Origin of the sequence: Actinomyces wuliandei (genome assembly GCF_004010955.1) — a bacterium.
GTDB lineage: Bacteria > Actinomycetota > Actinomycetes > Actinomycetales > Actinomycetaceae > Actinomyces > Actinomyces wuliandei.
In genome coordinates this window covers 2,992,279-3,015,125 of the sequence record NZ_CP025227.1, presented here as the reverse complement: position 1 = coordinate 3,015,125, position 22,847 = coordinate 2,992,279, and the positions used below count along the sequence as shown (strand labels likewise).

At 69.7% G+C, this 22,847-nt stretch carries 13 protein-coding genes; 8 read left to right on the top strand and 5 right to left on the bottom strand.

Annotation, left to right across the window (positions count from 1 at the left end):
• Nucleotides 1-80: 80 nt before the first annotated feature.
• The 4 genes from CWS50_RS12480 to gabT form a co-directional block, all read right to left on the bottom strand.
• The gene (locus tag CWS50_RS12480) at nt 81-1,664 is read right to left on the bottom strand and encodes an SLC13 family permease (protein WP_206610417.1); all 1,584 of its coding nucleotides are present in this window, start codon (nt 1,662-1,664) and stop codon (nt 81-83) included.
• A 234-nt stretch (nt 1,665-1,898) separates the two neighbouring features.
• A complete protein-coding gene (locus tag CWS50_RS12475) occupies nt 1,899-3,392 on the bottom strand; it encodes an NAD-dependent succinate-semialdehyde dehydrogenase (RefSeq protein ID WP_127843048.1) in 1,494 nt (497 codons plus the stop codon).
• Between the two features lie 155 nt (nt 3,393-3,547).
• Complete coding sequence (locus CWS50_RS12470; RefSeq protein ID WP_243118353.1) at nt 3,548-4,825, bottom strand: Glu/Leu/Phe/Val family dehydrogenase; 1,278 nt, start codon at nt 4,823-4,825, stop codon at nt 3,548-3,550.
• Between the two features lie 72 nt (nt 4,826-4,897).
• Nucleotides 4,898-6,226 (bottom strand): 4-aminobutyrate--2-oxoglutarate transaminase, encoded by a 1,329-nt coding sequence (gabT, locus tag CWS50_RS12465; protein ID WP_127843047.1) that lies wholly within the window; start codon nt 6,224-6,226, stop codon nt 4,898-4,900.
• Between the two features lie 218 nt (nt 6,227-6,444).
• On the opposite strand from gabT, the gene CWS50_RS12460 reads away from it, so the two are divergent.
• From CWS50_RS12460 to CWS50_RS13880, 6 genes are all read left to right on the top strand, one after another.
• Complete coding sequence (locus tag CWS50_RS12460) at nt 6,445-8,052, top strand: PucR family transcriptional regulator (protein ID WP_127843046.1); 1,608 nt, start codon at nt 6,445-6,447, stop codon at nt 8,050-8,052.
• A gap of 237 nt (nt 8,053-8,289) precedes the next feature.
• The gene (locus CWS50_RS12455; RefSeq protein WP_127843045.1) at nt 8,290-9,747 is read left to right on the top strand and encodes an aminobutyraldehyde dehydrogenase; all 1,458 of its coding nucleotides are present in this window, start codon (nt 8,290-8,292) and stop codon (nt 9,745-9,747) included.
• Nucleotides 9,748-9,762: 15 nt separating this feature from the next.
• A complete protein-coding gene (locus tag CWS50_RS12450; protein ID WP_127843044.1) occupies nt 9,763-11,364 on the top strand; it encodes an APC family permease in 1,602 nt (533 codons plus the stop codon).
• Between the two features lie 199 nt (nt 11,365-11,563).
• Nucleotides 11,564-13,009 (top strand): aspartate aminotransferase family protein, encoded by a 1,446-nt coding sequence (locus CWS50_RS12445; protein WP_127843043.1) that lies wholly within the window; start codon nt 11,564-11,566, stop codon nt 13,007-13,009.
• A gap of 1,362 nt (nt 13,010-14,371) precedes the next feature.
• Nucleotides 14,372-15,175, top strand: a complete 804-nt coding sequence (locus tag CWS50_RS13885) for a restriction endonuclease (RefSeq protein WP_279221955.1) — start codon at nt 14,372-14,374, stop codon at nt 15,173-15,175.
• Nucleotides 15,058-19,485, top strand: coding sequence for a type ISP restriction/modification enzyme (locus CWS50_RS13880; RefSeq protein WP_341472749.1), 4,428 nt, complete (start codon nt 15,058-15,060; stop codon nt 19,483-19,485). The genes CWS50_RS13885 and CWS50_RS13880 overlap by 118 nt, the downstream gene beginning before the upstream one ends.
• A 78-nt stretch (nt 19,486-19,563) precedes the next feature.
• Here CWS50_RS13880 and CWS50_RS12430 read toward each other — a convergent pair whose 3' ends face one another.
• Entirely contained in the window at nt 19,564-19,767 is a 204-nt protein-coding gene (locus tag CWS50_RS12430) for a hypothetical protein (RefSeq protein ID WP_127843041.1), read from the bottom strand.
• A gap of 498 nt (nt 19,768-20,265) precedes the next feature.
• Between CWS50_RS12430 and CWS50_RS12425 the strand changes: the two genes are divergently transcribed.
• Nucleotides 20,266-21,135 carry an alpha/beta fold hydrolase gene (locus tag CWS50_RS12425; protein ID WP_164860151.1) on the top strand — a complete coding sequence of 290 codons (870 nt, stop codon included), beginning with the start codon at nt 20,266-20,268 and terminating at the stop codon, nt 21,133-21,135.
• Nucleotides 21,136-21,474: 339 nt separating this feature from the next.
• Nucleotides 21,475-22,509 carry a DUF4432 family protein gene (locus CWS50_RS12420; RefSeq protein WP_127843039.1) on the top strand — a complete coding sequence of 345 codons (1,035 nt, stop codon included), beginning with the start codon at nt 21,475-21,477 and terminating at the stop codon, nt 22,507-22,509.
• Nucleotides 22,510-22,847 lie beyond the last annotated feature (338 nt).

Genomic DNA, 22,847 nt, shown 5'->3' with positions numbered 1-22,847 from the left:
CAACCAGGCCCGAGGGTGGTGTCATCGACCGCGCGGCCGCACCGCTGGGTAAGCGTGTAAAACGGAGCCCACCGGCCCGCCTACAGGCTCAGCCCGAACACCGGGACCACCAGGCCCATGACGGCCAGCGTCACCAGCGCCATGCCGATCACGTTGAGCCAGATCCCGGCCCGAACCATGTCGCCGAGCTGGACGTAGCCCGACCCGTAGGCCACGGCGTTGGGTGGTGTAGCCACCGGCAGCATGAAGGCGAAGGTCGCTGACAGGGCGACCGGCGCCGTCAGCAGCAGGACGTTGGCGGGCTCCTGCTGGGTCAGCCCGATACCGACGGCCACGCCGCCCATGATGGGCAGGAAGGCGGCTGCCGTGGCGGTGTTGGAGGTCAGCTCGGTGAGCACGATGACCAGCAGTGCCACCGCGGCCACGAACAGGACAGTGGGCAGTACCTCCAGCCCCCTGGCCTGCTCCCCGATCCAGATCGACAGCCCGAGCTCGGAGAACATCGACGACAGGGACAGCCCGCCACCGAACAGCAGCAGCACGTCCCACGGCAGCTCCTTGGCGGTGGCCCAGTCCAGCAGGCGGGTCCTCTGGGCGCGGTCCCCGGGCAGGAGGAACAGGAGGGCGGCGGTCGCCATGGCGATGAGGGCGTCAGAGATGTTCAGCGCTGCCCCGGTCCTCTCCAGCAGGGTGGGGACGAGCACCCAGGAGGCGGCCGCAGCCAGGAACACGATGCTGACGCGTACCTCCCCGCCGCTCATGGCTCCCAGGCTGCGCAGCTCCTCCTCAATGACCTCGCGGCCTCCGGGAACCGTGTCGATCTCGGGAGGCAGAAGCACGTAGACCAGCAGCCACCAGGCCACCACCATGAGGACGGCGGCCAGTGGCACCCCTACCAGCATCCACTGCCCGAAGCCGATATTGACCCCGTGGGTCTCCGACAGATAGGCCACCAGCAGGGCGTTGGGCGGGGTCCCGATGATCGTGCCGACTGAGCCGATGGAGGCGGCGTAGGCGATGCCGAGCATCAGCGCGGTGGCGAACCGCCGTATCCGCTGCCTGCTGCCGGTCAGGGAGGAGACCAGCCCCAGCACGGAGGCGCCGATAGGCAGCATGAGCACGGCCGTGGCCGTGTTGGACACCCACATGGACAGGAAGCCGGTGGCGATCATGAAGCCCAGGATGAGGGACCGGGGCCGGGTCCCCACCAGCAGCACCACCGTCAGGGCGACGCGACGGTGGAGGTTCCACCTCTGCATGGTCAGGGCCAGCATGAACCCGCCCATAAACAGGAAGATCGTGTCTGAGGCGTAGGGGGTCGCTACCTCCTCGAACTCAGCCACCTGGAGGGCTGGGAAGATGACCAGGGGCAGCAGGGCGGTGGCAGCCAGCGGGATCGCCTCGGTCATCCACCACACGCCCAGCAGCACGGCGGTTGCGGCGACCGTGCGTAGGCCTGTGTCGGTGAAGGCGGCCTCCTGGCCGGAGGCTGCGGCCGCGGCATTGACCTGGTCGACGGCGGAGGAGGGGAAGGCGATGTAAGCCAGCACTGCTAGGGCAAGCCCCAGCGTGACTCCGATACTGCGACGGCGCCGCACCAGCTGCGGTGCCGGGTGCTCGGAGGAGGCTGGGACGGGCGGGGACGGGGCGGTGGTCGGACTCATGCGGATGCACCTCCTTGTGCTCGGCAGATAAGTTGCGCGAGTATACATGAATGCCTGGGCCCTAGAGCAGGGCGCGGTCCTCACCCATGCACCGAAAACGTCATAGGACAACACGGCACCTTGTTGTCCTATGACGTTCCTGGTGCTCTGCGCGCCTGGTGCTCTGCGCGCCTGGTGCTCTGCGCGCCTGGTGCTCTGCCTGCGGTGGCGGGGCCGCGTAGCCAGCAGCCCCAGCTACCAGGCGACGGAGAAGTACTGCGTCTCCTGGAACTCACGGATACCCTCGCGGGCGCCCTCACGCCCCAGCCCGGACTGCTTGAGCCCTCCGAAGGGAGCAGCAGGGTCGGACACCAGGCCCCGGTTGACTCCGACCATGCCCACCTCCATGCGCTCGGCCAGGTGCAGCGCCCAGCCCAGGTCCTGGGAGAACACGTACCCGGCCAGCCCGTGCTCGCTGTCGTTGACCCACCTCAGGAGGTCCTCCTCCTCCCGCCAGGTGACCACGGGCGCGACCGGGCCGAAGATCTCGGTGCGTACCACCTGTGCGTCAGGAGCGACGTCGGCCAGCACCCGCGCCGGCAGGAAGAACCCGCCGCCCCCTTGCGGGCACGCCGAGCTCGCTGCCACACGTGCCCCGGCCTGCACGGCGTCCTCCACCAGGGCGTTGACCTGGTCGCGGGCGTGGGCGCTGACCATGGGGCCGAGCTGGTTGGTGCTGTCCGCCAGCGGCGGCCCGACCCTGAGGTCGCGCACCACGGCACCTAGCGCCTCGGTGAAGTCCTTGGCGACGTCGACGTGCACGTAGAAGCGGTTGGCCGCCGTGCAGGCCTGCCCGCCCCCACGCAGCTTGGCCTGGACGGCCCCGGCGACAGCCGCCTCGACGTCGGCGTCGGCGGCAACGACGAAGGGGGCGTTGCCACCCAGCTCCATGGAGGCGACGAGCACCCGCCGCGCCGCCTGCTCCAGGAGCGTGCGCCCCACCTCGGTGGACCCGGTGAAGGACACCGCCCGCACCCGGGAGTCGGCCAGCCAGGCCTGCGACACCTCGGCGGAGCGTGTCGAGGGCACGATACTGACGACCCCGGCGGGCACCCCGGCGCGCTGGAGGAGCCGCCCCAGCGCGACGGCGGTCAGCGGCGTCAGGGAGGCGGGCCGCAGCACCACGGTGCACCCGGCAGCCAGTGCCGGGGCGATCTTGCGGGTGCCCATAGCGGCAGGAAAGTTCCAGGGCGTGATCATGGCGACGACCCCGACGGGGCGGTGGGTGACGATGGTGCGGGTCCCCCCGGCGGGGGAGACGCCGAACCCGCCCTCGGTGCGCACCGCCTCCTCCGAGAACCAGCGGAAGAACTCGGCGGCGTAGAGGACCTCGGCGCGCGCGTCAGCCAGCGACTTGCCGTTCTCGGCGCTGATGAGCCGGGCCAGGTCGTCGGCCTCCTCCACCATGAGGGTGAAGGCGCGGCGCAGGACCTCCGCGCGCTCGCGGGGAGCGGTGGCCCCCCACGGCCCCAGGGCGGCGGCTGCGGCGTCGACGGCCCGGCTCGCCTCCTGGGTGCTGGCGTCGGCGCAGCGGGCGAGCACCTCCCCGCTGGCCGGGTCCACGACGTCGAAGAGGGCGCCGTCGCAGGCGCCTGTCATGCTCCCGTCCAGGAGGAGGCCCTCCTCGGGGCGGAGGTCCTCCAGGTAGGAGACCAGCTCGGGGCTGGCCTGGGCCAGGTTGTAGGTCATGGGGGGCTCCTTGTCGGTACGTCGGCGGGTGTCCTGCCGGTGGGCTGCTGGTGCGGTGGGCCGTGCTCGTGGGGGTGCCTGCGGGCTGCTGGTGCCAGTGGCTCACAGACCAGGTGGGCGCTGCTTGACGTGCCCTCTGCCGTGCCGGGTAGGGCTCACGGGTACAGGCCGCGGGAGTCGTGTGCCTCGGCGACACGCTTGACGGCCATGGTGGTCGCTGCGGTGCGCAGTGACAGGTCGTGGTCGCGGGCGAAGGTGGTCACCTCGGCCCAGGCCTTGTTCATGCGGGTCCGCAGCCGGTCGTTGACCTCCTCCTTGGTCCACCAGTAGGCCTGGTTCCCCTGGACCCACTCGAAGTAGGACACGACGACTCCCCCGCCGTTGGCCAGGATGTCGGGGACCACGAGCACGTCCCTGTCGGCCAGGACGGCGTCGGCGGCTGGTGTCGTGGGGCCGTTGGCGGCCTCGACGACGAGCCTGGCCTGGACACGGGGCGCCGTCTCCGCAGTGATCACGCCCTCCACGGCGGCGGGTACGGCGACGTCGCAGGGGACGGAGAAGATCTCGGTGGCGTCGTTCATCGGGTCGGCGCCGGGGAAGCCCGCGACTGTCCCCTCGGTATCGACGTGCCTCTCCAGGGCGGGCACGTCGATGCCGGCGTCGTTGCGCACGGCGCCGTGGACGTCGGAGACGGCCAGGACTGTGACCCCGGCGTCGTGGAGGAAGCGGACGGTGCCGCGTCCTACCTTCCCGAAGCCCTGGACGACGGCGCTGGACCTGCCGGGCTCCAGGCCGAGGGCCTCCATGGCGTTGAGGACCGAGTAGACGACACCGCGCGAGGTGGCGGCTGCGCGCCCCTGGGAGCCTCCCAGGTCCACGGGCTTGCCGGTGACCACACCGGGCACCGTGTATCCGATGGACACGGAGTAGGTGTCCATGATCCAGGCCATGGTCTGCTCGTTGGTGCCCATGTCGGGGGCGGGGACGTCCTTGCCCGGCCCCAGGATGGGGATGAGCTCGGAGGTGTAGCGGCGGGTGAGGCGCTCGAGCTCGCGCTCGGAGTAGGCCTCGGGGGCGATAGCCACGCCCCCTTTGGCGCCGCCGTAGGGCAGGTCGAGCAGGGCGCACTTCCAGGTCATCCACATCGCCAGGGCGCGGACCTCGTCCAGGTCGACGCTGCGGGAGTAGCGGATGCCTCCCTTGGCCGGGCCACGGGAGATGTTGTGCTGGACCCGGTGGCCCAGGCACAGCTCCATGGAGCCGTCGTCGCGACGCAGCGGGACGGAGACTGTCACCTCCTTCCTGGAGGTGGCGAGCATGCGGTGCGTCCCGGCGTCCAGGCCGAGGAACTCCACGGCGTCAGCGAGCTGGGCCTTGGCGTCGTCCAAGGGGCTGCTGGCTGGGCCGTCTACGGGGGTGCTGGGCTGGGTCACGTCTCCTCCTGGTGCGGTGAGGGTGGTACTGGCTGGTACGGCTGATGCTGGTGGGCCAGGCGCGAAGGCTCCTCAGCGTGAGCCCGCCAGGGCGTCTGCGAGGATGTCCAGCCCCTGGGCGAGGAGCTCGTCGGGGATGGTCAGCGGCGGCAGGAGCCGGATGACGTTGGAGTCGGTGCCGCAGGTGAGCAGGACCAGCCCGTTGCGGCGGGCCGTGGCCGCCGTGCGGGCTGTCAGCGCCGCGTCGGGTCGGCCGGTGGCGGGGTCGACCAGCTCCAGGGCCAGCATGCCGCCGCGCCCACGGACCTCGCCGATACGGGGGTCCTGGGCCTGCCAGCGCCGCAGGGTCGCCAGTGTGGTCTGCCCGAGGGCACGTGCCCGTGAGCACAGGTCCTCCTCCTCGATGGTGTCGAGGGTGGCCAGGGCGGCAGCGCAGGCCACCGGGTTGCCGCAGTAGGTGCCGCCCAGCGAGCCTGGGCCGACGGCGTCCATGATATCGGCGCGGCCGGTGACGGCAGACAGGGGCATGCCCCCGGCCAGGCCCTTCGCGGTGGTGACCAGGTCAGGCACGACTCCCTCGTCCTCACAGGCGAACCAGGCGCCTGTGCGGGCGATACCGGTCTGGATCTCGTCGACGACGAGGACGGCCCCGTGGTCGTGGCACCACTGCTGGAGGGCGGGGAGGAACCCGGGGGCCGGGACGATGAAGCCCCCCTCTCCCTGGATCGGCTCGATGACGACGGCGGCGACGTTGTCGGCACCGACCTGGCTGTCCACCTGGGCCAGCGAGCGCTCGGCCGCCGTGGCACCGTCCAGGCCGTCACGGAAGGGGTAGGACCCGGGCACGCGGTAGGTCTCGGGGGCAAACGGGCCGAATCCGTCCTTGTAGGGGGACACCTTGGCGGTCAGGCTCATGGTGAGCAGGGTCCGCCCGTGGAAGGCGTGGTCGAGGCAGATGACGGCCGGGCGGCCGGTGTGGCGACGGGCCAGCTTCACGGCGTTCTCCACCGCCTCCGCGCCCGAGTTGAACAGGGCCGTCTTCCGGGGGAGCTCCCCGGGGGCCAGGGCGTTGAGTCTCTCGGCGACCTGCACGTAGCCCTCGTAGCGGGTCACCGTGAAGGAGGTGTGGGTCAGCTCGCGGGCCTGGGCGGCGACGGCCTGGGCGACCCGAGGGGCCGCGCCGCCCACAGTGGTCACGGCGATGCCTGAGGCGAGGTCGATGAGGCGGTTGCCGTCCACGTCCTCCAGGACGCCGCGGTCGGTGGCGTGGGCAAAGGTCGGTGTCACTGCGCTCAGCGCCCGGGGGAGCGAGGCGGCTGCGCGCTCGTCGAGCGCCTGGGCGCGGGGACCGGGCAGCGGGGTGGCCAGGTGGAGTGACTGTGGAAGCGGCGGGTGTGACATGGGGCCCCTCCTGGAGCGTGGGCGGGCGGACGGCTGGTTGCTGGGCGGGGCGGCAGCGGTGCAGGAGGCGGCCGTGGGCGGCGGCTCGACGCTGAGCCCGAGGTGGCGTGGGCAACACCCTCAGGCTATCGGGGCGGTTCGGCGTCAGGCCCGTGCATCGTGCACAGATTCTCGTCAAAATCGTGCGGAACGCCCGGAAGTCGTGGTGCAATGGTCGTGTGCCTGTGCTCCGAGAGCTCCTGGACCGCGAGAACCTGGGGCTGGTCGCGGTCTACCTGCCCGACGCCGAGCGGCGGGTCTCCTGGATCGCGGCCACCGAGCTGGTCGAGCCGGGTGCCTACCTCGACGGCGACGAGCTGGTTCTCACCACCGCCCTGGCCCTGGCAGACGCTGACGCGGCCTCCTGGCGACGCTACGTAGCCGGGCTCGCCCGTGCCGACGCGGCCGCGCTCGGACTGGGGACGGGCATCGCCCTGGAGGCTGTGCCTGACGCGCTGCACCAGGCCTGCCAGGAGGCGGGTCTCAACCTCCTGGAGGTGCCCGTCGAGGTGTCCTTCGTGTCGATCAGCCGGGCTGTGGGTGAGATGCTGCGTGACGACGCCGACCGGCGGTCCTCCTCCGCGGCGGAGGAGGACGAGGAGGGCACCGTCTTCCTCCAGCAGATGACCCGTGCCGCGGCCAGGGACAACCAGGACTCCCTCCTGCGGGCACTGGCTGCGGTGCTGCGCGGCAGTGTGGCCGTGCACGACCCGTGGGGCCGGGCGGTCGTGGGACCCTACGGCCCCGCCCACGCCGTCCCCGACCCCGAGGAGGTGGCCGCCTGCATCCGCCGGATCCGCCCCAGCGGAATGCGAGGGGCCGGCTCGGTCCAGGCCGGTGCCGCGCACCTGGTGGTGCGACCGGTGGGCGTGTCCGGTGACCCGGAGTACTACCTGGTCACGGCTCACTGCGGCGAGCTCACCCGCGCCCAGGTCGTGGCGGCGGACCTCGCCTGGTCCTTCCTCAACCTCGGGGTCGAGTCCGAGCGGACCCGGGCGGCCTGGCTGCGCAGGCTGGTCGAGGCGGCGGCAGGTCACCTCCTGGCCGGGCGGGAGGTTGCGGCGCAGGCGCTGCGTACTGAGATCGACGTCCTGGCAGTGGCCCACCGTCCCGCCCAGGTGCGTCACGCTGCCGCCGGGCGGGCGGCACGGTGGCGTGTAGCCCGGGTGGAGGCCTCGCAGGCGGAGGCTGAGGGGTTGTCGGCAGCCCTGGTGCGCACCCTCCTGGAGCGTCCTGCGGCGAGGGTGGGGAGCCCGCTGCTGTGGTGTGCCGACCCGGCGGGGCAGGGGCTGCTGGTCCTGGGTGAGGCGGAGCAGGTCATGACGGTCCTGTGCGAGGGGCCGGGCGCGGCCTGGGTGCGTCGCCTCCGGGTGGGGGTGAGCGCCCCTGTGCGCCGCGAGGACCTGCGGGCGGGGGCGGCCCAGGCCCGCTCCGTGTGCGCCCACGCCTGCCACCCCGGGGAGGTGGTGCCGTGGGAGGACGTCGGGGCGCCCAGCGTCGTCGAGCTGGTGGAGGGGCCTGCGGCCCAGGACTTCGCCCGCCTGCGCCTGAGGGGGGTCCTGGAGCGTCCCGAGCTGCTGGAGCTGCTCGGCGCCTACCTGCGTGAGGGAGGCGTGGTCGGCCGTGTCGCCTCGCGCCTGGGGGTCCACCGCAACTCCGTGCCCGCCCGCGTCGCCCGCCTGGGGCGGGTGCTCGGCGTCGATCTCGACGACCCTGACGAGCGGGCGAGCCTGTGGGTCGCCCTGAGGGTCCTCGACCGGGCCGACGACCCGAGGTCTAGGACTTAAGTCCTAGCCTAGGCAGTAGGTCCCACCTGCGGTGGGGGAGGCCCGTCAGCGCCTGTGTAGCATGGGGGTCACCACATAGGACCTTGGGACTGGTTGCTGCTGCCAGCAGCCTGCTCCCCGCGGCGCGGTGCCACCGATGTCATCGCGGTCGTGGTCCCGGCGGGCATCCCGCACGCTCGTGGGCGCACAAGGGATGCCCGCAAGGCCGGTGGTGAGAACCAACGGAATGAGCGCATCATGACTACTGCGACCCTGAAGGCTCCTGACAACCCCATAACCCTTGAGAACTACATCAACGGACGGCTTGTCCCCGTCGAGGCCCAGACCACCCTGGAGGTGGTGGACCCCCGTACCGAGGAGGTCGTCGCCCTGTGCCCGGTCTCGGGGGTGAGCGACGTCGACGCCGCCTACGAGGCGGCCCGGGCCGCCTTCTCCACCTGGCGGCTCACCACGCCCGCGCAGCGCCAGGAGCTGCTGCTGCACCTGGCCGACGCCGTCGAGGCCGAGGCTGACCAGATCGTCACCGCCCAGTGCCGCAACACCGGCCAGCTGCCCGCCATGGTCCGCGCCGAGGAGGTCCTCACCGGCGCCGACCAGCTGCGCTTCTTCGCCGGCGCCGCCCGCCTGAGCGACGGCGTGGCTGCCGGGGAGTACATGGCTGGCCTCAGCTCCTGGCTGCGCCGCGAGCCCATCGGCGTGGTGGGGCAGGTGGTGCCATGGAACTACCCCTTCATGATGATGGTATGGAAGGTCGGCCCCGCCCTGGCTGCCGGCAACACTGTCGTGCTCAAGCCCAGCAGGCACACGCCCGAGTCCGCCCTCGTCCTGGCCCGGCTCGCCGGGGAGGTCCTGCCCCCCGGGGTGCTCAACGTGGTCCTGGGGGACGGCAGCACCGGGCGCCTCATGACCTCCCACCCCGTGCCCGGGCTCCTGGCGCTGACCGGCTCCGTGCGCGCCGGGTCCGACCTGGCCGCCCAGGCGGCGCAGCAGGTGACCCGCGTGCACCTGGAGCTGGGTGGCAAGGCGCCCGCCGTCGTCTTCGCTGACGCCGACCTGGAGGCTGCCGCCCAGGGCATCGCTGCGGCCGGCATGTTCAACGCGGGCCAGGACTGCACGGCCGCGACCCGTGTCCTGGTGGAGTCCACGGTCGCCGAGGAGCTGACCCAGGCCCTGGTGCGTCACGCCGAGGCCCTGCGCACCGGGCCGGAGGTGCCTCAGGAAGAGGCCTTCTACGGCCCCCTCAACAACGCCCGGCACTTCGCTGAGGTCAGTCGGCGTGTGGACGAGCGGCCTGCCCACACCACCCTGCTTACCGGTGGACACCGGGTGGGACAGGTCGGCTACTACTACGCCCCCACGGTCATCACCAGCCTCTGCCAGGACGACGCCCTTGTCCAGGAGGAGACCTTCGGCCCTGTGCTCACGGTCCAGGAGTTCTCCACCGACGAGGAGGCCCTTGCCCTGGCCAACGGTGTCTCCTACGCCCTGGCCTCCTCCGTGTGGACCAGCAACCACCAGCGCGCGCTGCGGATGAGCCGTGACCTTGACTTCGGGTGCGTGTGGGTCAACACCCACATCCCCCTGGTCGCCGAGATGCCCCACGGGGGCTTCAAGCGCTCGGGGTACGGCAAGGACCTGTCCGTCTACGGCGTGGAGGACTACACCCGCCTCAAGCACGTCATGAGCGCCCTGTGAGCCCGGGATGCTGTCATGAGCGCCGTCGTCCGCCGCACGCCTGTTCCTCCTGGCGCCGCTGGTACTGCCGGTGCTAGCCGTGCCAGTGGTGGTGCTGGCGTCGTGGCTGGCACCGGGTTCCTCTCACGCAAGGGCCTGGCCGAGGGGTCGGTGGGCCTCCTGGGTGGCATCGTCATCGGAGTGTCCTGCATCGCCCCGCCCTACACCCTCACCGGGGCGCTGGGTCCCACCGTCTCTGCTGTGGGGGCGCAGGTGCCCGCGATCTTCCTGGTCGGCTTCATCCCGATGCTCCTGGTCGCACTGGGCTACCGCGAGCTCAACGCGGCGATGCCGGACTCGGGGACCTCCTTCACCTGGAGCACCCGGGCCTTCGGCCCCTGGGTGGGGTGGATGAACGGCTGGGGGCTTGTCGTGGCCACCGTCGTGGTGCTGTCGAACCTGGCGGCGGTCGCTGTCGACTTCTTCTACCTCCTGCTCTCCCAGGTCCTGGGGCGTCCTGAGGTCGCCGGGCTGACGGACAACGTGGGCGTCAACATCGTCACCTGCCTCGTCTTCATCGCCCTGGCCACCTGGATCTCCTACCGGGACGTCCAGACCACCCAGAGGCTGCAGTACTGGCTGGTCGGCTTCCAGCTCCTCGTGTTCCTCGGCTTCGGTGCGGTGACGGTCGTGCGCTACCTCAACGGGACCGCCGTCAACCCCACGGTGCCCCGGCTCAGCTGGTTCAACCCGCTGGAGACGGAGTCGCTGACCACGTTCGTGGCGGGGGTCTCCCTGTCCCTGTTCATCTACTGGGGCTGGGACGTGTCCCTGACCATCAACGAGGAGACCAAGGACTCTGGCGCCACCCCCGGGCGGGCGGCCGTCCTCACCGTCGTGACCATCGTCATGGTCTACCTGTTCGTCACCGTCGGCTCCATGATGTTCGCGGGCCTGGGCGAGGAGGGGATCGGCCTGGGCAACCCGCAGATCCAGGACAACGTCTTCTTCGCCCTGGCCAGGCCGGTCCTGGGACCCTTTGCGATCCTCATATCAATGGCGGTGCTCACCTCCTCGGCGGCGTCCTTGCAGTCCACCTTTGTCTCCCCGGCGCGGACCATGCTGTCCATGGGCCACTACCGGGCGCTGCCGACGAGATTCGCGCGGGTCTCGCCACGCTTCCTGACTCCGGGGCACGCCACCATCGTCTCCGCAGTCTGCGCCTCGGTGTTCTACGTGGGCCTGCGCCTGGTGTCAACCACGGTGCTGTGGGACACGGTGCAGACCCTGGGAGCCATGATCGCCTTCTACTACGGCCTGACCGCCTGGGCGGCCGTGTGGTACTTCCGACGGCGGTGGCTGCGTTCGGTGCGCGACTTCCTCCTCACCCTGGTGGCCCCCGGGGCGGGCGGGTCGGTCCTGTTCGCCCTGCTGGCCCTCACGCTGCGCGACTCCCTCGACCCGAGCTACGGTTCAGGGTCAGAGGTCTTCGGCGTCGGGCTGGTCTTCGTCCTCACCGTGCTGCTCATCGTCTCCGGCGTCGTCGTCATGCTCCTCCAGTACCGGCGGGCGCCGGACTTCTTCCGCAGGGAGGTGATCTCCCCCTCCTGTGCCGAGGCGGACCCTCAGGCCGGGTAGTCCGGCCGTGCAGATCGGCGGCGTCCGTCACCAGGCTGGACCGTGAAGGACCACGGTCGCACACAACTATGAGGGTCTCAGCCGTGAAGAACCGGGAAGGAGTCCCGACAAGCCCTGAAGGACCGTGAAGGATCCTGAAGGAGCTCGCCGAACCACGCCGAACCACGACGAATCACGACGAATCACGAAGGAGTGGCACATGACCACCAGCTCCAGCACCCCACACACCTCAAGCACCTCCACCGGGTCTGGCACCTCCACCGGGTCCGGCGGCCCGGACCGTATCAGCGCGCAGCGGGTCGCCGAGCTGACCGAGACGGAGTCCAGGCACCTCAACGAGCAGACCCGGGCCTCCGCAGCGATGTACGAGCGCGCCCGCCACAGCCTGGTCGGCGGCGTCGCCTCCTCCTACCAGCTGCGCGACCCCTGGCCGATCTACCTTGACCACGGTGAGGGACCCCGGGTCTGGGACGTCGACGGCAACGAGATGTGGGACTTCCACAACGGCTTCGGCGCCATGATCCAGGGCCACGCCCACCCGGCTATCGGCCGCGCCATCCAGGAGCGCTACTCCAGGGGCACCCACTTCGCCGCACCCACCGAGGACGCCCTCGTGGTTGCCGAGAACCTCTCCGCACGGTGGGGGCTGCCCCGGTGGCGGTACACCAACTCCGGCTCAGAGTCGACCATGGACGCTATCCGCATCGCGCGGGCCTACACCGGCCGCGACACGGTGATGAAGATCTTCGGCTCCTACCACGGCCACCACGACACGGTCATGGTGTCCATCGGCGTGGAGTACGACCAGATCGGTGACCGGGAGGACCTCGCCTCCCTGGCCTACGGCGGAGGGATCCCCCAGGCCACGGTGGACATGACCGTCCCGGTGCCCTTCAACGACGCTGGCGCCATGGAGCGGCGCATCATCAGGCTCGCTGAGGAGGGGCGCAAGCCTGCCTGCGTCATCATGGAGCCGGTCATGATGAACCTGGGTGTCGTCCTGCCCGAGCCCGGGTACCTGGAGGAGGTCCGCGAGGTCACCAGGCGCCACGGCGTCGTCCTCATCTTCGACGAGGTCAAGACCGGCCTGGCCATCGGCCCCGGTGGTGCGACGGCACGCTTCGGCGTCACCCCGGACCTGGTCACCCTGGCCAAGGGCCTGGGCGGGGGCACCCCCTCGGGGGCTATCGGTGGCACCGAGGAGGTCATGAGCGTCGTCGAGGACCACACGGTCTACCAGGTGGGCACCTACAACGGCAACCCCCTGGTCATGGCGGCGGTGAGGGCCAACCTGGAGCAGGTGCTCACGCCGGAGGCCTACGACCACCTCGACTATCTCAACGACCGCATCCTCACCGGCTGCAACCAGGTCATCAGCCGCTACGACCTTCCCGGCTACGTCGTGGGGGTCGGTGCCAAGGGCTGTGTCACTTTCTCCCCGCAGAAGGTGGTGGACTACGAGTCCTTCAAGGCGAACCAGGACGCGGCGCTGTCCGAGCTGGCCTGGCTGTTCAACATGAACCGGGGCATCTTCATGACGCCTGGGCGCGAGGAGGAGTGGACCCTGTCGGTGACCCACACCGACGAGGCGGTGGACGCCTACGTGGCCTGCTTCGAGGAGCTTGCCGCCGCGATCACGCGGTGAGGAGGGCGCTGGAGGGGTGGGGCCGGTGGTGGTTCCGGCCACCGTCTGACCGGGGTGGCGCCGGTGGTGGTTCCGGCCACCGTCTGACCGGGGCGGCGCCGGTGGTGGTTCCGGCCACCGTCTGACCGGGGCGGCGCCGGTGGCGGTCGCGGTCCTTGCAGGGGGCGGATGGGAGTGGCTGGGGCGCCCCGCTGAGAGGCTGCTTCCTGTGCGTGCTGTCACATTTTCTGGTCGAGGTGGGTGTTGTTGTTCTGAGTAGTTCCACTCTGGCGGGATATGTGCCAGGTGGGCTGGTCCGGATCCCGCCAGGCTGGAAGGTGTCCGCAAGGGCGGGCACGGCGCCAGCAGAGACGGCGTCACCCTCAGACTTCCTGGCTGGAAGGCGTCCGCAGGAGCGGGATCCGTGCCAGCCTGCCTGGACACCGGGAGTGTCATGCGCAGTGAGCCTGGCTCGCACCGCTCCAGCCCGTGTGGACGGTCTCCACCCACGCGCAAACTGCACCAGGCAGCCGCGCTCCGCTCCAGAGCACCTGGAACAGCCGCAACAGATACATGCTCCGCGCCCAGCCCCTCCCAGCCCCGCCCCGCCCCGCCCCGCCCCTCCCAGCCCAGCCCCGCCCAGGTCGGCTCGGACATCCCCGGGAGCCTCGGGCCGCTCCGGCTTGGTGGCTTCTGTCACCCCGCACTGTCCCGGGCGGTGCGGAGGCTCGGTGGCCTCGACGGCGGCGCCGCTGGGGAGGGCGGTGGACTCCAGCAGGGTGGACAGCCGCTGGTTGCGGCTGGTACTGATCCCGCCGTCCCCAGGGTCTCTACCGTGACGGCTCCGTAGAGACCTCCCGGGCTGAGGATCTCAAGCCGGTTGACGAGCATGCTGACCTGGGCAACACGTGCCACCGGTGAGTAGTCCCGGTGCATGAGGCGTTGACCACAGCCTCGCGCACGGCGACGAGCGGGTAATCGGGCGATCCGTGCGGAAGGCGCCACCGACCAGGCCTGCGGTGCGCGTGCTGCGCCGCACGGCGTCAACGGCGGACTCGGCGTCAGGGGCTGGGCCGGTCAGGGGCGCGCCACTACCAGTGGCCCGGGTGGTCCCGGTGCGAACTTCCAACTCTGGGGGCCGAGAGTTGGATCTTCGCCTCCAGGGTGCAAGTGGAGTTGGATCCTCAGTCCGAGCTTCCAGCTCTGAGGCTCCAGACTTGGAAGCTCGGCTCCTGGGCGAGGTTGGTGCTGGAGCGTGGGGCTCCCAGTACCGGCCCTTGTGGCGTGGGGCACGGCCAGGCGGTTGGTGCTGGAGCGCGGGGCTCCCAGACTTCCTGGGCGCCCTGCGGCCCTGAGGGAGCTGGCTCCCGTATGCTCACCCGCGTGAGCCAGCCACGCATCGCTGCCATCCTGGACGAACTGTACTTTGAGGCCCAGACGCAGCGGGGCAAGGGGACGAGCTTCGAGCGCCTGGTGCGGCAGTTCCTCCTCACCGACCCCCGCTACGCCGAGCGCTTCGACGAGGTCTGGATGTGGAAGGACTGGCCGGGGCGCGGTACCCGCCCGGATCGCGGCGTCGACCTGGTGGCGCGTGAGCGCGAGACCGGCGGGCTGTGCGCGGTGCAGTGCAAGTTCTACGACCCGCAGTCCCAGGTCACCAAGGGTGACGTCGACTCCTTCCTGGCCGAGTCGGGCACGGGCGAGTTCAGCTCGCGCCTGTTCGTCTCCACCACTGACAAGTGGAACTCCGCGGCTGCGGACACAGTGGAGAACCAGGCGATACCGGTCTCCCGCATCGGCCTGGACGACCTGTTCAGCTCGACCATTGACTGGGACAGTTTTGACCTGGAGACACCGGAGGTCATGGTCCGAACGGGCCGCAAGACGCTGCGTGAGCACCAGCGGCGCGCGCTGGAGGCGGTGAGGCAGGGGCTTTCTACGGCTGATCGTGGCACGCTCATCATGGCCTGTGGTACCGGTAAGACCTTGACATCTCTACGCATTGCTGAGGAGATAGCCGGGAGCAACGGGGGGGGGGAGTTCTTTTCCTGGTTCCTTCCATCGCCCTGCTGTCCCAGACGCTGCTTGAGTGGAGTGCGCAGGCCCAGGCGCCGCTGCGGTCCTTCGCTGTGTGCTCGGACGCGAAGGTCGGCAAGGGGCGCGCCAAGGCGGGGACGTCCTCGCTGAGCGAGGACATCTCGGTGGTCGATCTGGCGATCCCCGCTACCACCGACGCTGAGGCCCTCGCCCGCCGACTCACCCAGCCCGCCGCTCCCGTCGACGGCGTGACCCCCATGACGGTGGTCTTCTCCACCTACCAGTCCATCGACGTTATTGCTCGGGCGCAGGGGCTTGGGGCACCCGCCTTCGACCTCATTATCTGCGACGAGGCCCACCGCACCACCGGCGCCACCCTCGCCGGTATGGACGAGTCCGCCTTCGTCCGCGTCCACGACAACGCCTACCTGCGTGGCCGCAAGCGCCTGTACATGACGGCGACTCCCCGCATCTACGATGACTCCACCAAGGCACGCGCCGGCCAGAAGAACGCGGTGCTGGCCTCCATGGACGATGCCGGCACCTACGGCGAGGAGCTCTTCCGTCTGGGATTTGGCGAGGCGGTCTCCCGCAACCTCCTGACCGACTACAAGGTGCTGGTCCTGACCGTCTCTGAGGACGCCGTGGCTAGGAGGCTCCAGTCCTCCCTCGCTGAGGACGGCCAGCTCCGGCTGGACGACGCCGCCCGCATCGTCGGCTGCTGGAACGCCCTGGCCAAGCGCTCGGTGAACCTGTCCGAGTACGGCACGGACACCCAGCCCATGCGCACCGCCGTCGCCTTCGCCCGGGACATCACGGGCTCCAAGCGCTTTGCCTCCTCCTTCAACGACGTCGCGCAGGACTACCGCCGTGGCCTGCCGGAGGAAGTGCTGGGGGAGAGTGGCCTGCCGGGGGAGGACGACGGCTCAGCGCCCACGCCGTCGGGAAGGCGTTCGTCCCAGCGACTACTGGACTCGGTCGAGGTCAGGCACGTGGACGGGTCCATGAACATCATGGAGCGCAACCGGCTGCTGGGTTGGCTCTCCGGCGAGGGCGTGGCCGAGCCGGGAGCGTCGTCGGGCACCGGGCGTAGCCAGGACAACGGCGGCGGTGAGGGCGACGCCGACGGAGCGGTGTCCTGCCGGGTGCTGTCCAATGCCCGCTGCCTGAGCGAGGGCGTGGACGTGCCCGCCCTGGACGCGGTCATGTTCCTATCGCCGCGCAAGTCCCAGGTGGACATTGTGCAGTCCGTGGGGCGGGTCATGCGGCTGGCCCCGGGCAAGCGCTACGGCTACATCATCCTGCCGGTGGCCATTCCTACGGGCATGGCCCCGGAGGACGTGCTGGCCGACAATGACACCTTCCGCGTGGTGTGGGAGGTGCTGCAGGCGCTGCGCGCGCACGACGAGCGCTTCGATGCCATGGTCAACAAGATCGACCTCAACCGGTCCAAGCCGGACAAGGTCGCCATCATCGATCCCTTCGGCACGCCCGCCTACGACCCCGACGAGGACGCCGCCGACCTGGGTGAGCAGGCGGCCTTCGACCTGGCGTCGCTGGGTAAGTGGAAGGAGGCGATCTACGCGCGCCTGGTCCAGAAGGTCGGCAGCCGCCGCTACTGGGAGCAGTGGGCCAAGGATGTCGCCCAGATCGCCGCCCGCCACCGCGCCCGCCTGGAGCAGCGGGTGGCGGACCCGGCGGTCGCCCCGGAGTTCGCGCACTTCCTTGATGCCCTGCGAGCGAACCTTAACGACTCGATCACCCCGGCGTCCGCGATCGACATGCTCTCCCAGCACCTGGTCACCAAGCCGGTGTTCGACGCCGTGTTCGACGGCTACGACTTCTCCGCCACCAACCCGGTGGCCCAGGTGATGGGGCGGATGCTGCGCGTGCTCGACGGCGCCAACCTGGAGGCGGAGACCGAGGAGCTGGAGGGCTTCTACGAGTCTGTCCGTGAGCGCTGCGTCGGCATCGACAACGCCGAGGGCAAGCAGCGCATCATCACCGAGCTGTATGAGAAGTTCTTCTCCCAGGCCTTCACCAAGACGGCAAAGTCCCTGGGGATCGTGTACACGCCGGTGGAGATCGTCGACTTCATTCTGCGCAGCGTCGACCACCTGTCCCGTGAGCACTTTGGGAGGGGCGTCACCGATGAGGGCGTGCACGTGCTGGACCCTTTCACCGGGACCGGCACCTTCATGGTGCGCCTGCTGCAGTCCGGGCTGATCGCCCCGGCCGACCTGGCCCGCAAGTACGCCAGTGAGCTGCACGCCAACGAGATCCTGCTGCTGGCCTACTACATTGCCACCGCGAATATTGAGGTCGCCTACCGCGACCTGCTCGGGCAGAGGCAGCAGGCCGGGAACGACGCCGGTGCTGGGGCGCAGGGCGCGGACGACGGCGGCTATGTACCCTTCGACGGGATCGTGCTGGCCGACACCTTCTGGATGAGTGAGGGCGAAGGGACCCTGGACGCGAGCTTCTTCGTGGCCAACAACGACCGCGCCGCCACCCAGCGCAGGCTGGACATCCGGCTGATCGCCGCCAACCCGCCCTACTCGGTGGGGCAGGAGTCCGCCAATGACAACAACGCCAACCAGCGCTATCCGGACCTGGACCGGCGGATCGCCGAAACCTACGCGGCCCGCTCCACAGGCACCAACAAGAACTCCCTGTACGACTCCTACCTGCGGGCGATCCGCTGGGCCACCGACCGGCTCGGCGACGCCGGGGTGATCGGCTTCGTCACCAATGGTGGCTTTATTGACGCCAACACCGCCGACGGCGTGCGGCTCAGCCTGGTCGAGGAGTTCGCGCATATCTACGTGTTCAACCTGCGGGGTAATGCGCGTACCGCGGGTGAGTTGAGGCGCAGGGAGAGAGGCAACGTGTTCGGTCAAGGCGGCCGTACGACTATTGCCATTACCTTCCTGGTCAAGGACCCCGCCCACAGCGGGCCGGCGGTACTGCACTACCGGGACATCGGCGACTACCTGAGCCGTGGGGACAAGCTGCGCATCGTTAGCGACTCGCGCATCGAGACCATGGACTGGGAGGTGATCACCCCCAACGCCGCCGGCGACTGGATCAACCAGCGCGACCCGCGCTACGGAAGCTGGCAGTCCCTCGGTGAGGGGCAGGAACCGGTCTTCGGGTCGTACACCGCCGGAGTTCAGACGAATCGCGACGCCTGGGTCTACAACTTCTCCGCGGCGGCTCTGCGGGAATCCTGCCAGCGGCTCATCGGTACTTATAACGCCGAGCGGCAGCGCGTCCACCGTGACCATGCCGCCGACTTGGCCGCGGGCGTTGCGGCTAAGGACCTGGTCACCACGGACGAGACCCAGATCAAGTGGACTCGCGACCTTTACCGATCTGCGGAAAAGGACCGTGTTATTCGCTACAACGCGCACGCCACCTACATGGGCCTCTACCGCCCCTTCTGCAAACAGTGGCTGAACGCCTCCGACGGGATCATCTACCTCCCGGCGGTCCTGCACCGCTACTTCCCCACGCCGGCGCACGACAATCTGGGGTTCTACTTAACCGGCGTCAGCTCGCATCATGACTTCAGCGCCTTGCTAGTCGATGCGGTGCCAAACCTGCACCTGCTGGATACGGGCCAGTTCTTCCCTCGCTGGACCTGGGAACCGATAGACCAGCCCGCCCGGGACGCGGGCATGCTCGACCTGACTGCGGGCGCCGTCGTCGGCAATGAGGGCGGGAGCCCGGACGGTGAAGGTGCGGGTGAGGTGATCGGCGGCTACCGGCGCGTCGACAACATCACCGACGCCACGTTGCACGCCTACCGGGAGGCCTACGGGCCGACGGTCGGCAAGGATGACGTCTTCTACTACGTATACGGGCTGCTGCACTCGCCCGACTACCGCAGCCGCTACGGCGCGGACCTGAAGAAGTCCCTGCCGCGCATCCCGCTGGTGGCCTCGCGCGCGGACTTCGTCGCCATCGCCACCGCCGGGCGCGGACTGGCCGACCTCCACCTGGACTACGAGACCGTGGAGCCCTGGCCGCTGACCCTGACCGTTGACGGGAAGGATATGCCGTGGGCGCAGCGCGACCGGATTGCCCCGGCGCTGCTGCACGTCACCAAGATGCGCTACGCCAAGACCCGGGTGGATGGCAAGCAGGCCGATGACAAGACCACCATCGTCTACAACGAGCAGGTGAGTGTGTCGGGCATCCCGGAGGCGGCGCAGGACTACCTCCTGGGCTCGCGCAGCGGCCTGGACTGGCTCATCGACCGCTACCAGGTGAAGAGTGACAAGGCCTCCGGCATCGTCAACGACCCCAACGACTGGATGGCCGAGGGCGCGGGTGGCGGGCCCACCGAGCCTGCCCGGCCCCTCTACCTGCTGGAGCTCATCGCCCGTGTGGCAGCCGTCTCCATGCGCACGCAACAGATCGTGAGCGCCCTGCCGCCGTTGGATGTGCGCGGCTGATCGCGCGCGGTGTGCTAACCGCACGTTGCTAGGCGAGGACATTCAGGGGTGCGCGCTCCTGCGTCGCGAAGCCCTCCATCAGTCGGACAGGAGGAAGGTGACAGTGTGAAACTCGAAGAAGAGGGTGGCCTCATCGTCGTCGTAGTCCCAGTCCTTCTCGCGCTCCAGGGCGCGCTCAAGGCTGCCGAAACGCTGCTCAAGCCTGTCGATCACCGCAGACTTGCGATCCTCGAGCTCCTCCTGCGTGAACACACGGACCAGGCTCTGCGTGGGTGCTGACATGACAGACCTCTTCCTTCCTCCTCTACTGTAGCCCTGCCCTGTGACATGAGCCAGCGCTCGCGACGCTCTTCTGACGTGCTATGGCGACGAAGCGGAGGCCTGCGAGCGCGCTCCCGGAGGACGGAATGGATGCGGGTGGCGGGCTGTGCTGGGTTAGGTTGCACATCTTCGCTGGCGCTTGTGACTGTGCTTGGGTGGTAGGGCGTTGGGACTGCGCGGATTCGGCCTGGGCCTTGGTTGCAGCACGGGCCGAAGATGTGCAACGAGGGTCGCGTTGCACATCTTCGGGCTGGCGGACTGGGGGGTAGCGGGTGGTGCCCCTGCTGGAACCGCGAGATTGCGCGGAACTGCTCCTGTGCGACGCGTCGGCTGCTGGCTGAAGATGTGCAACGGCGTGCCACAGGTGCGGCCAGGAGTCAGCCTCTTCCCGTGAGAGGAGACAGCGGACGCGGCGTTTGGATATACTCAACCGCAGGATCCCGGGTACAAGGAGGAATTTTGTCCTATATCACGGCTCAGGACGGAACCAGGCTCTACTACGAGGACCGCCCCGCCAGGAATGCACAGCGTGCCTCGGGGGAGACGCTGCTGGTCATCCATGGGCTGGGCTCGTCGCACTACGACCTGGCCGACTTCATTGACGACCTCAACCAAGAGCACCGCGTGGTCCTCTACGACCAGCGCGGGCACGGCGACTCCGACCGTGCCCGCCTCCACCTCAACGTGCGCACCCTCGGCCAGGACCTCAACGACGTCGTCACGCACCTGGGTCTGGAAGACGTCACTGCCGTCGGCCACTCGATGGGCGCCGCCGCGATCTTCAGCTACGTCAACCAGTACGGGACCGGCCGTCTGCGCCGTGTCGTCGCGGTGGACATGTCCCCCTACCTGCGCAACGACGGCTGGAAGGGCGGTATCGGCAAGGGGGAGTGGAGCGACGAGGACTTCCACTCCGACCTCGACCGCCTCTTCGACGACGCTGCCTACGGCTCCTGGTTCATCGCGAAGACCCTCATGAACCCCAGGCTGCAGGAGCTGTCCGCCCAGGAGGAGGCCGCCGCCATCGAGGCGATGCGCGAGTCCGTGGACCCGCTCGTGTTCGCCGCGCTGTGGTACTCGCTGTTCCGCACCGACCAGCGCCCGGCCATGGACAAGATCGACGTGCCCTTCCTGTACCTGATGCCGGAGACGCCCCTGTACTCCACGGTCAACATCGACTACATACGTGACCACGTCAGGGGCGGCTTCACGCTGGCTGACGACTTCCCGGGCACGTCGCACCTGTTGCTGTCCGAGGCGCCCCACGAGGCCGCAAGGTGCGTCAAGGACTTCATCGGCAACAGCGAGGGTGGCACGCTCTCCTCGTAGCGTCGGGCTCAGCGGCTGGGGCAAGTCTGTGCAAGCGGGTGAGACGGTTTGCACCTGCCGACGACCGTCAGCGTGCTCCTTGATGACCCACCCCACGTCCCGTCGTTATCCCTTATGGTGGTGACACGCGCCATGGTGGAGCCTGCAGCAAAGAAGGTGCGCGATGTCAGCCCGGACCCGTGCCCAGGATCGGGAGCCCCGAGCGGGGCGCTCGGGCGGGGCCTGTGAGCGTGACGGTGCCGCCGGTGTGCCGGTTCCCGGTGTACCAGGAGCCGACGTGTGGCCGCCCCGGCCCAGACCCCATGAGCGCGAAGCCTGCGACCAGAACGGAGCACCACCATGAACCCGTCCGCAACCACGTCCGCCAGCTCACCAGCCAACCCGCCCGCAGCCACATCCACGCGCCTGTCCGCACGCGGGCTGCTGGAGGCGGGGCTGGTGGCCCAGCCCGATGCCGTCGCCGAGGTCCGGGAGGAGGTGAGGGACCCGCGCTCCGGTCCGGGCTCGCGGGCACTGCGGGTCACAACGCTGGGCGGGGTGAGCGTGGAGGTCCTGCCCGATCGGGGCCTCGACCTCGGCTCCCTGTGGTTCAACGGGGTCCCGGTCTCCTGGCGCTCGGCGCTGGGGCCACGCGGCTCCACCATCGACCCCGCTGATGAGGGGTGGATCGGCCGCTTCGGCGGCGGCCTGCTGGTCACCTCCGGCGTCGACCACATTGGCCCACCCGAGCAGGGGCACGGCCTCCACGGAACGCACCACCTCACCCCCGCCTCTGACGTCGCCGTGCACCGGCTCGATGACGGCAGCGTCGTGGTCACCGGCCTCGTTGACTCCTCGGTGGTCTTCGGTCGCCACGTCGTCGTCGAGCGGAAGGTCACCGTGGGCGTGGACCGCCCCAGGGTGGTGGTCCGCGACACCATCCGCAACACCGGGCCTGTCTCGGCCGGGGTGCCGGTCCTCTACCACTCCAACCTTGGTGCCCCGCTCGTCCTTCCCGGGACGCGGGTCGAGGTCCCCGGCAGCGTGCGTACCCCGCGCACGCCGGAGGCCGAGCGGCTGGGCTGGCAGGCCTTCCCGGAGCCCACGGACGAGGTCGTCGAGGGCGTGTGGGAGCACACCGGCTTCGCCCCCGGGACCGTGCAGGCTGTGGTGACTGCGCCCGAGAAGGCTGTCTGTCTGACGATGAGCTGGGACGCCGCCGAACTCCCGCGCTGCATGCAGTGGGTCCACCCGACCCGGGGCGGGTGGGTGCTCGGTGTCGAGCCCGCGAACGCACCCCTGTTCGGGCCGGACCGCTCCGGCGAGCACCTGGGTGCCCCCGTGCTGGAGCCCGGGCAGGAGCGGGCCAGTGGGGTCGTCTACGAGCTGTCCTAGTCAGCTGCTCCCGCCACCGCGACCACTGCTAGGCACGCCCTGGTCGCTTCTGTGGGGCTGATAGGCCTACTGCACACGCCTGCTGCACATCTTCAGGCTGCCTTGGCGTGCTGGCCGCCGGTGGGCTGGCGTCATTTTGGCGTCATTGCGCGGATGATGGGCTGCTATGCCTGCGGAGCCAGGGCTGAAGATGTGCAGCAAAGGGCGCGGTGCACATCTTCAGCCCTGGCCGCAGCATCCTGTTGGCACCCGTCCCCGTCATTCCGTGACTGAGCGTCTGGGGCACCCGCTGAAGATGTGCAGCAGGGGGCTGGCGCGGCTGCGGCCTTCGGTGCCGC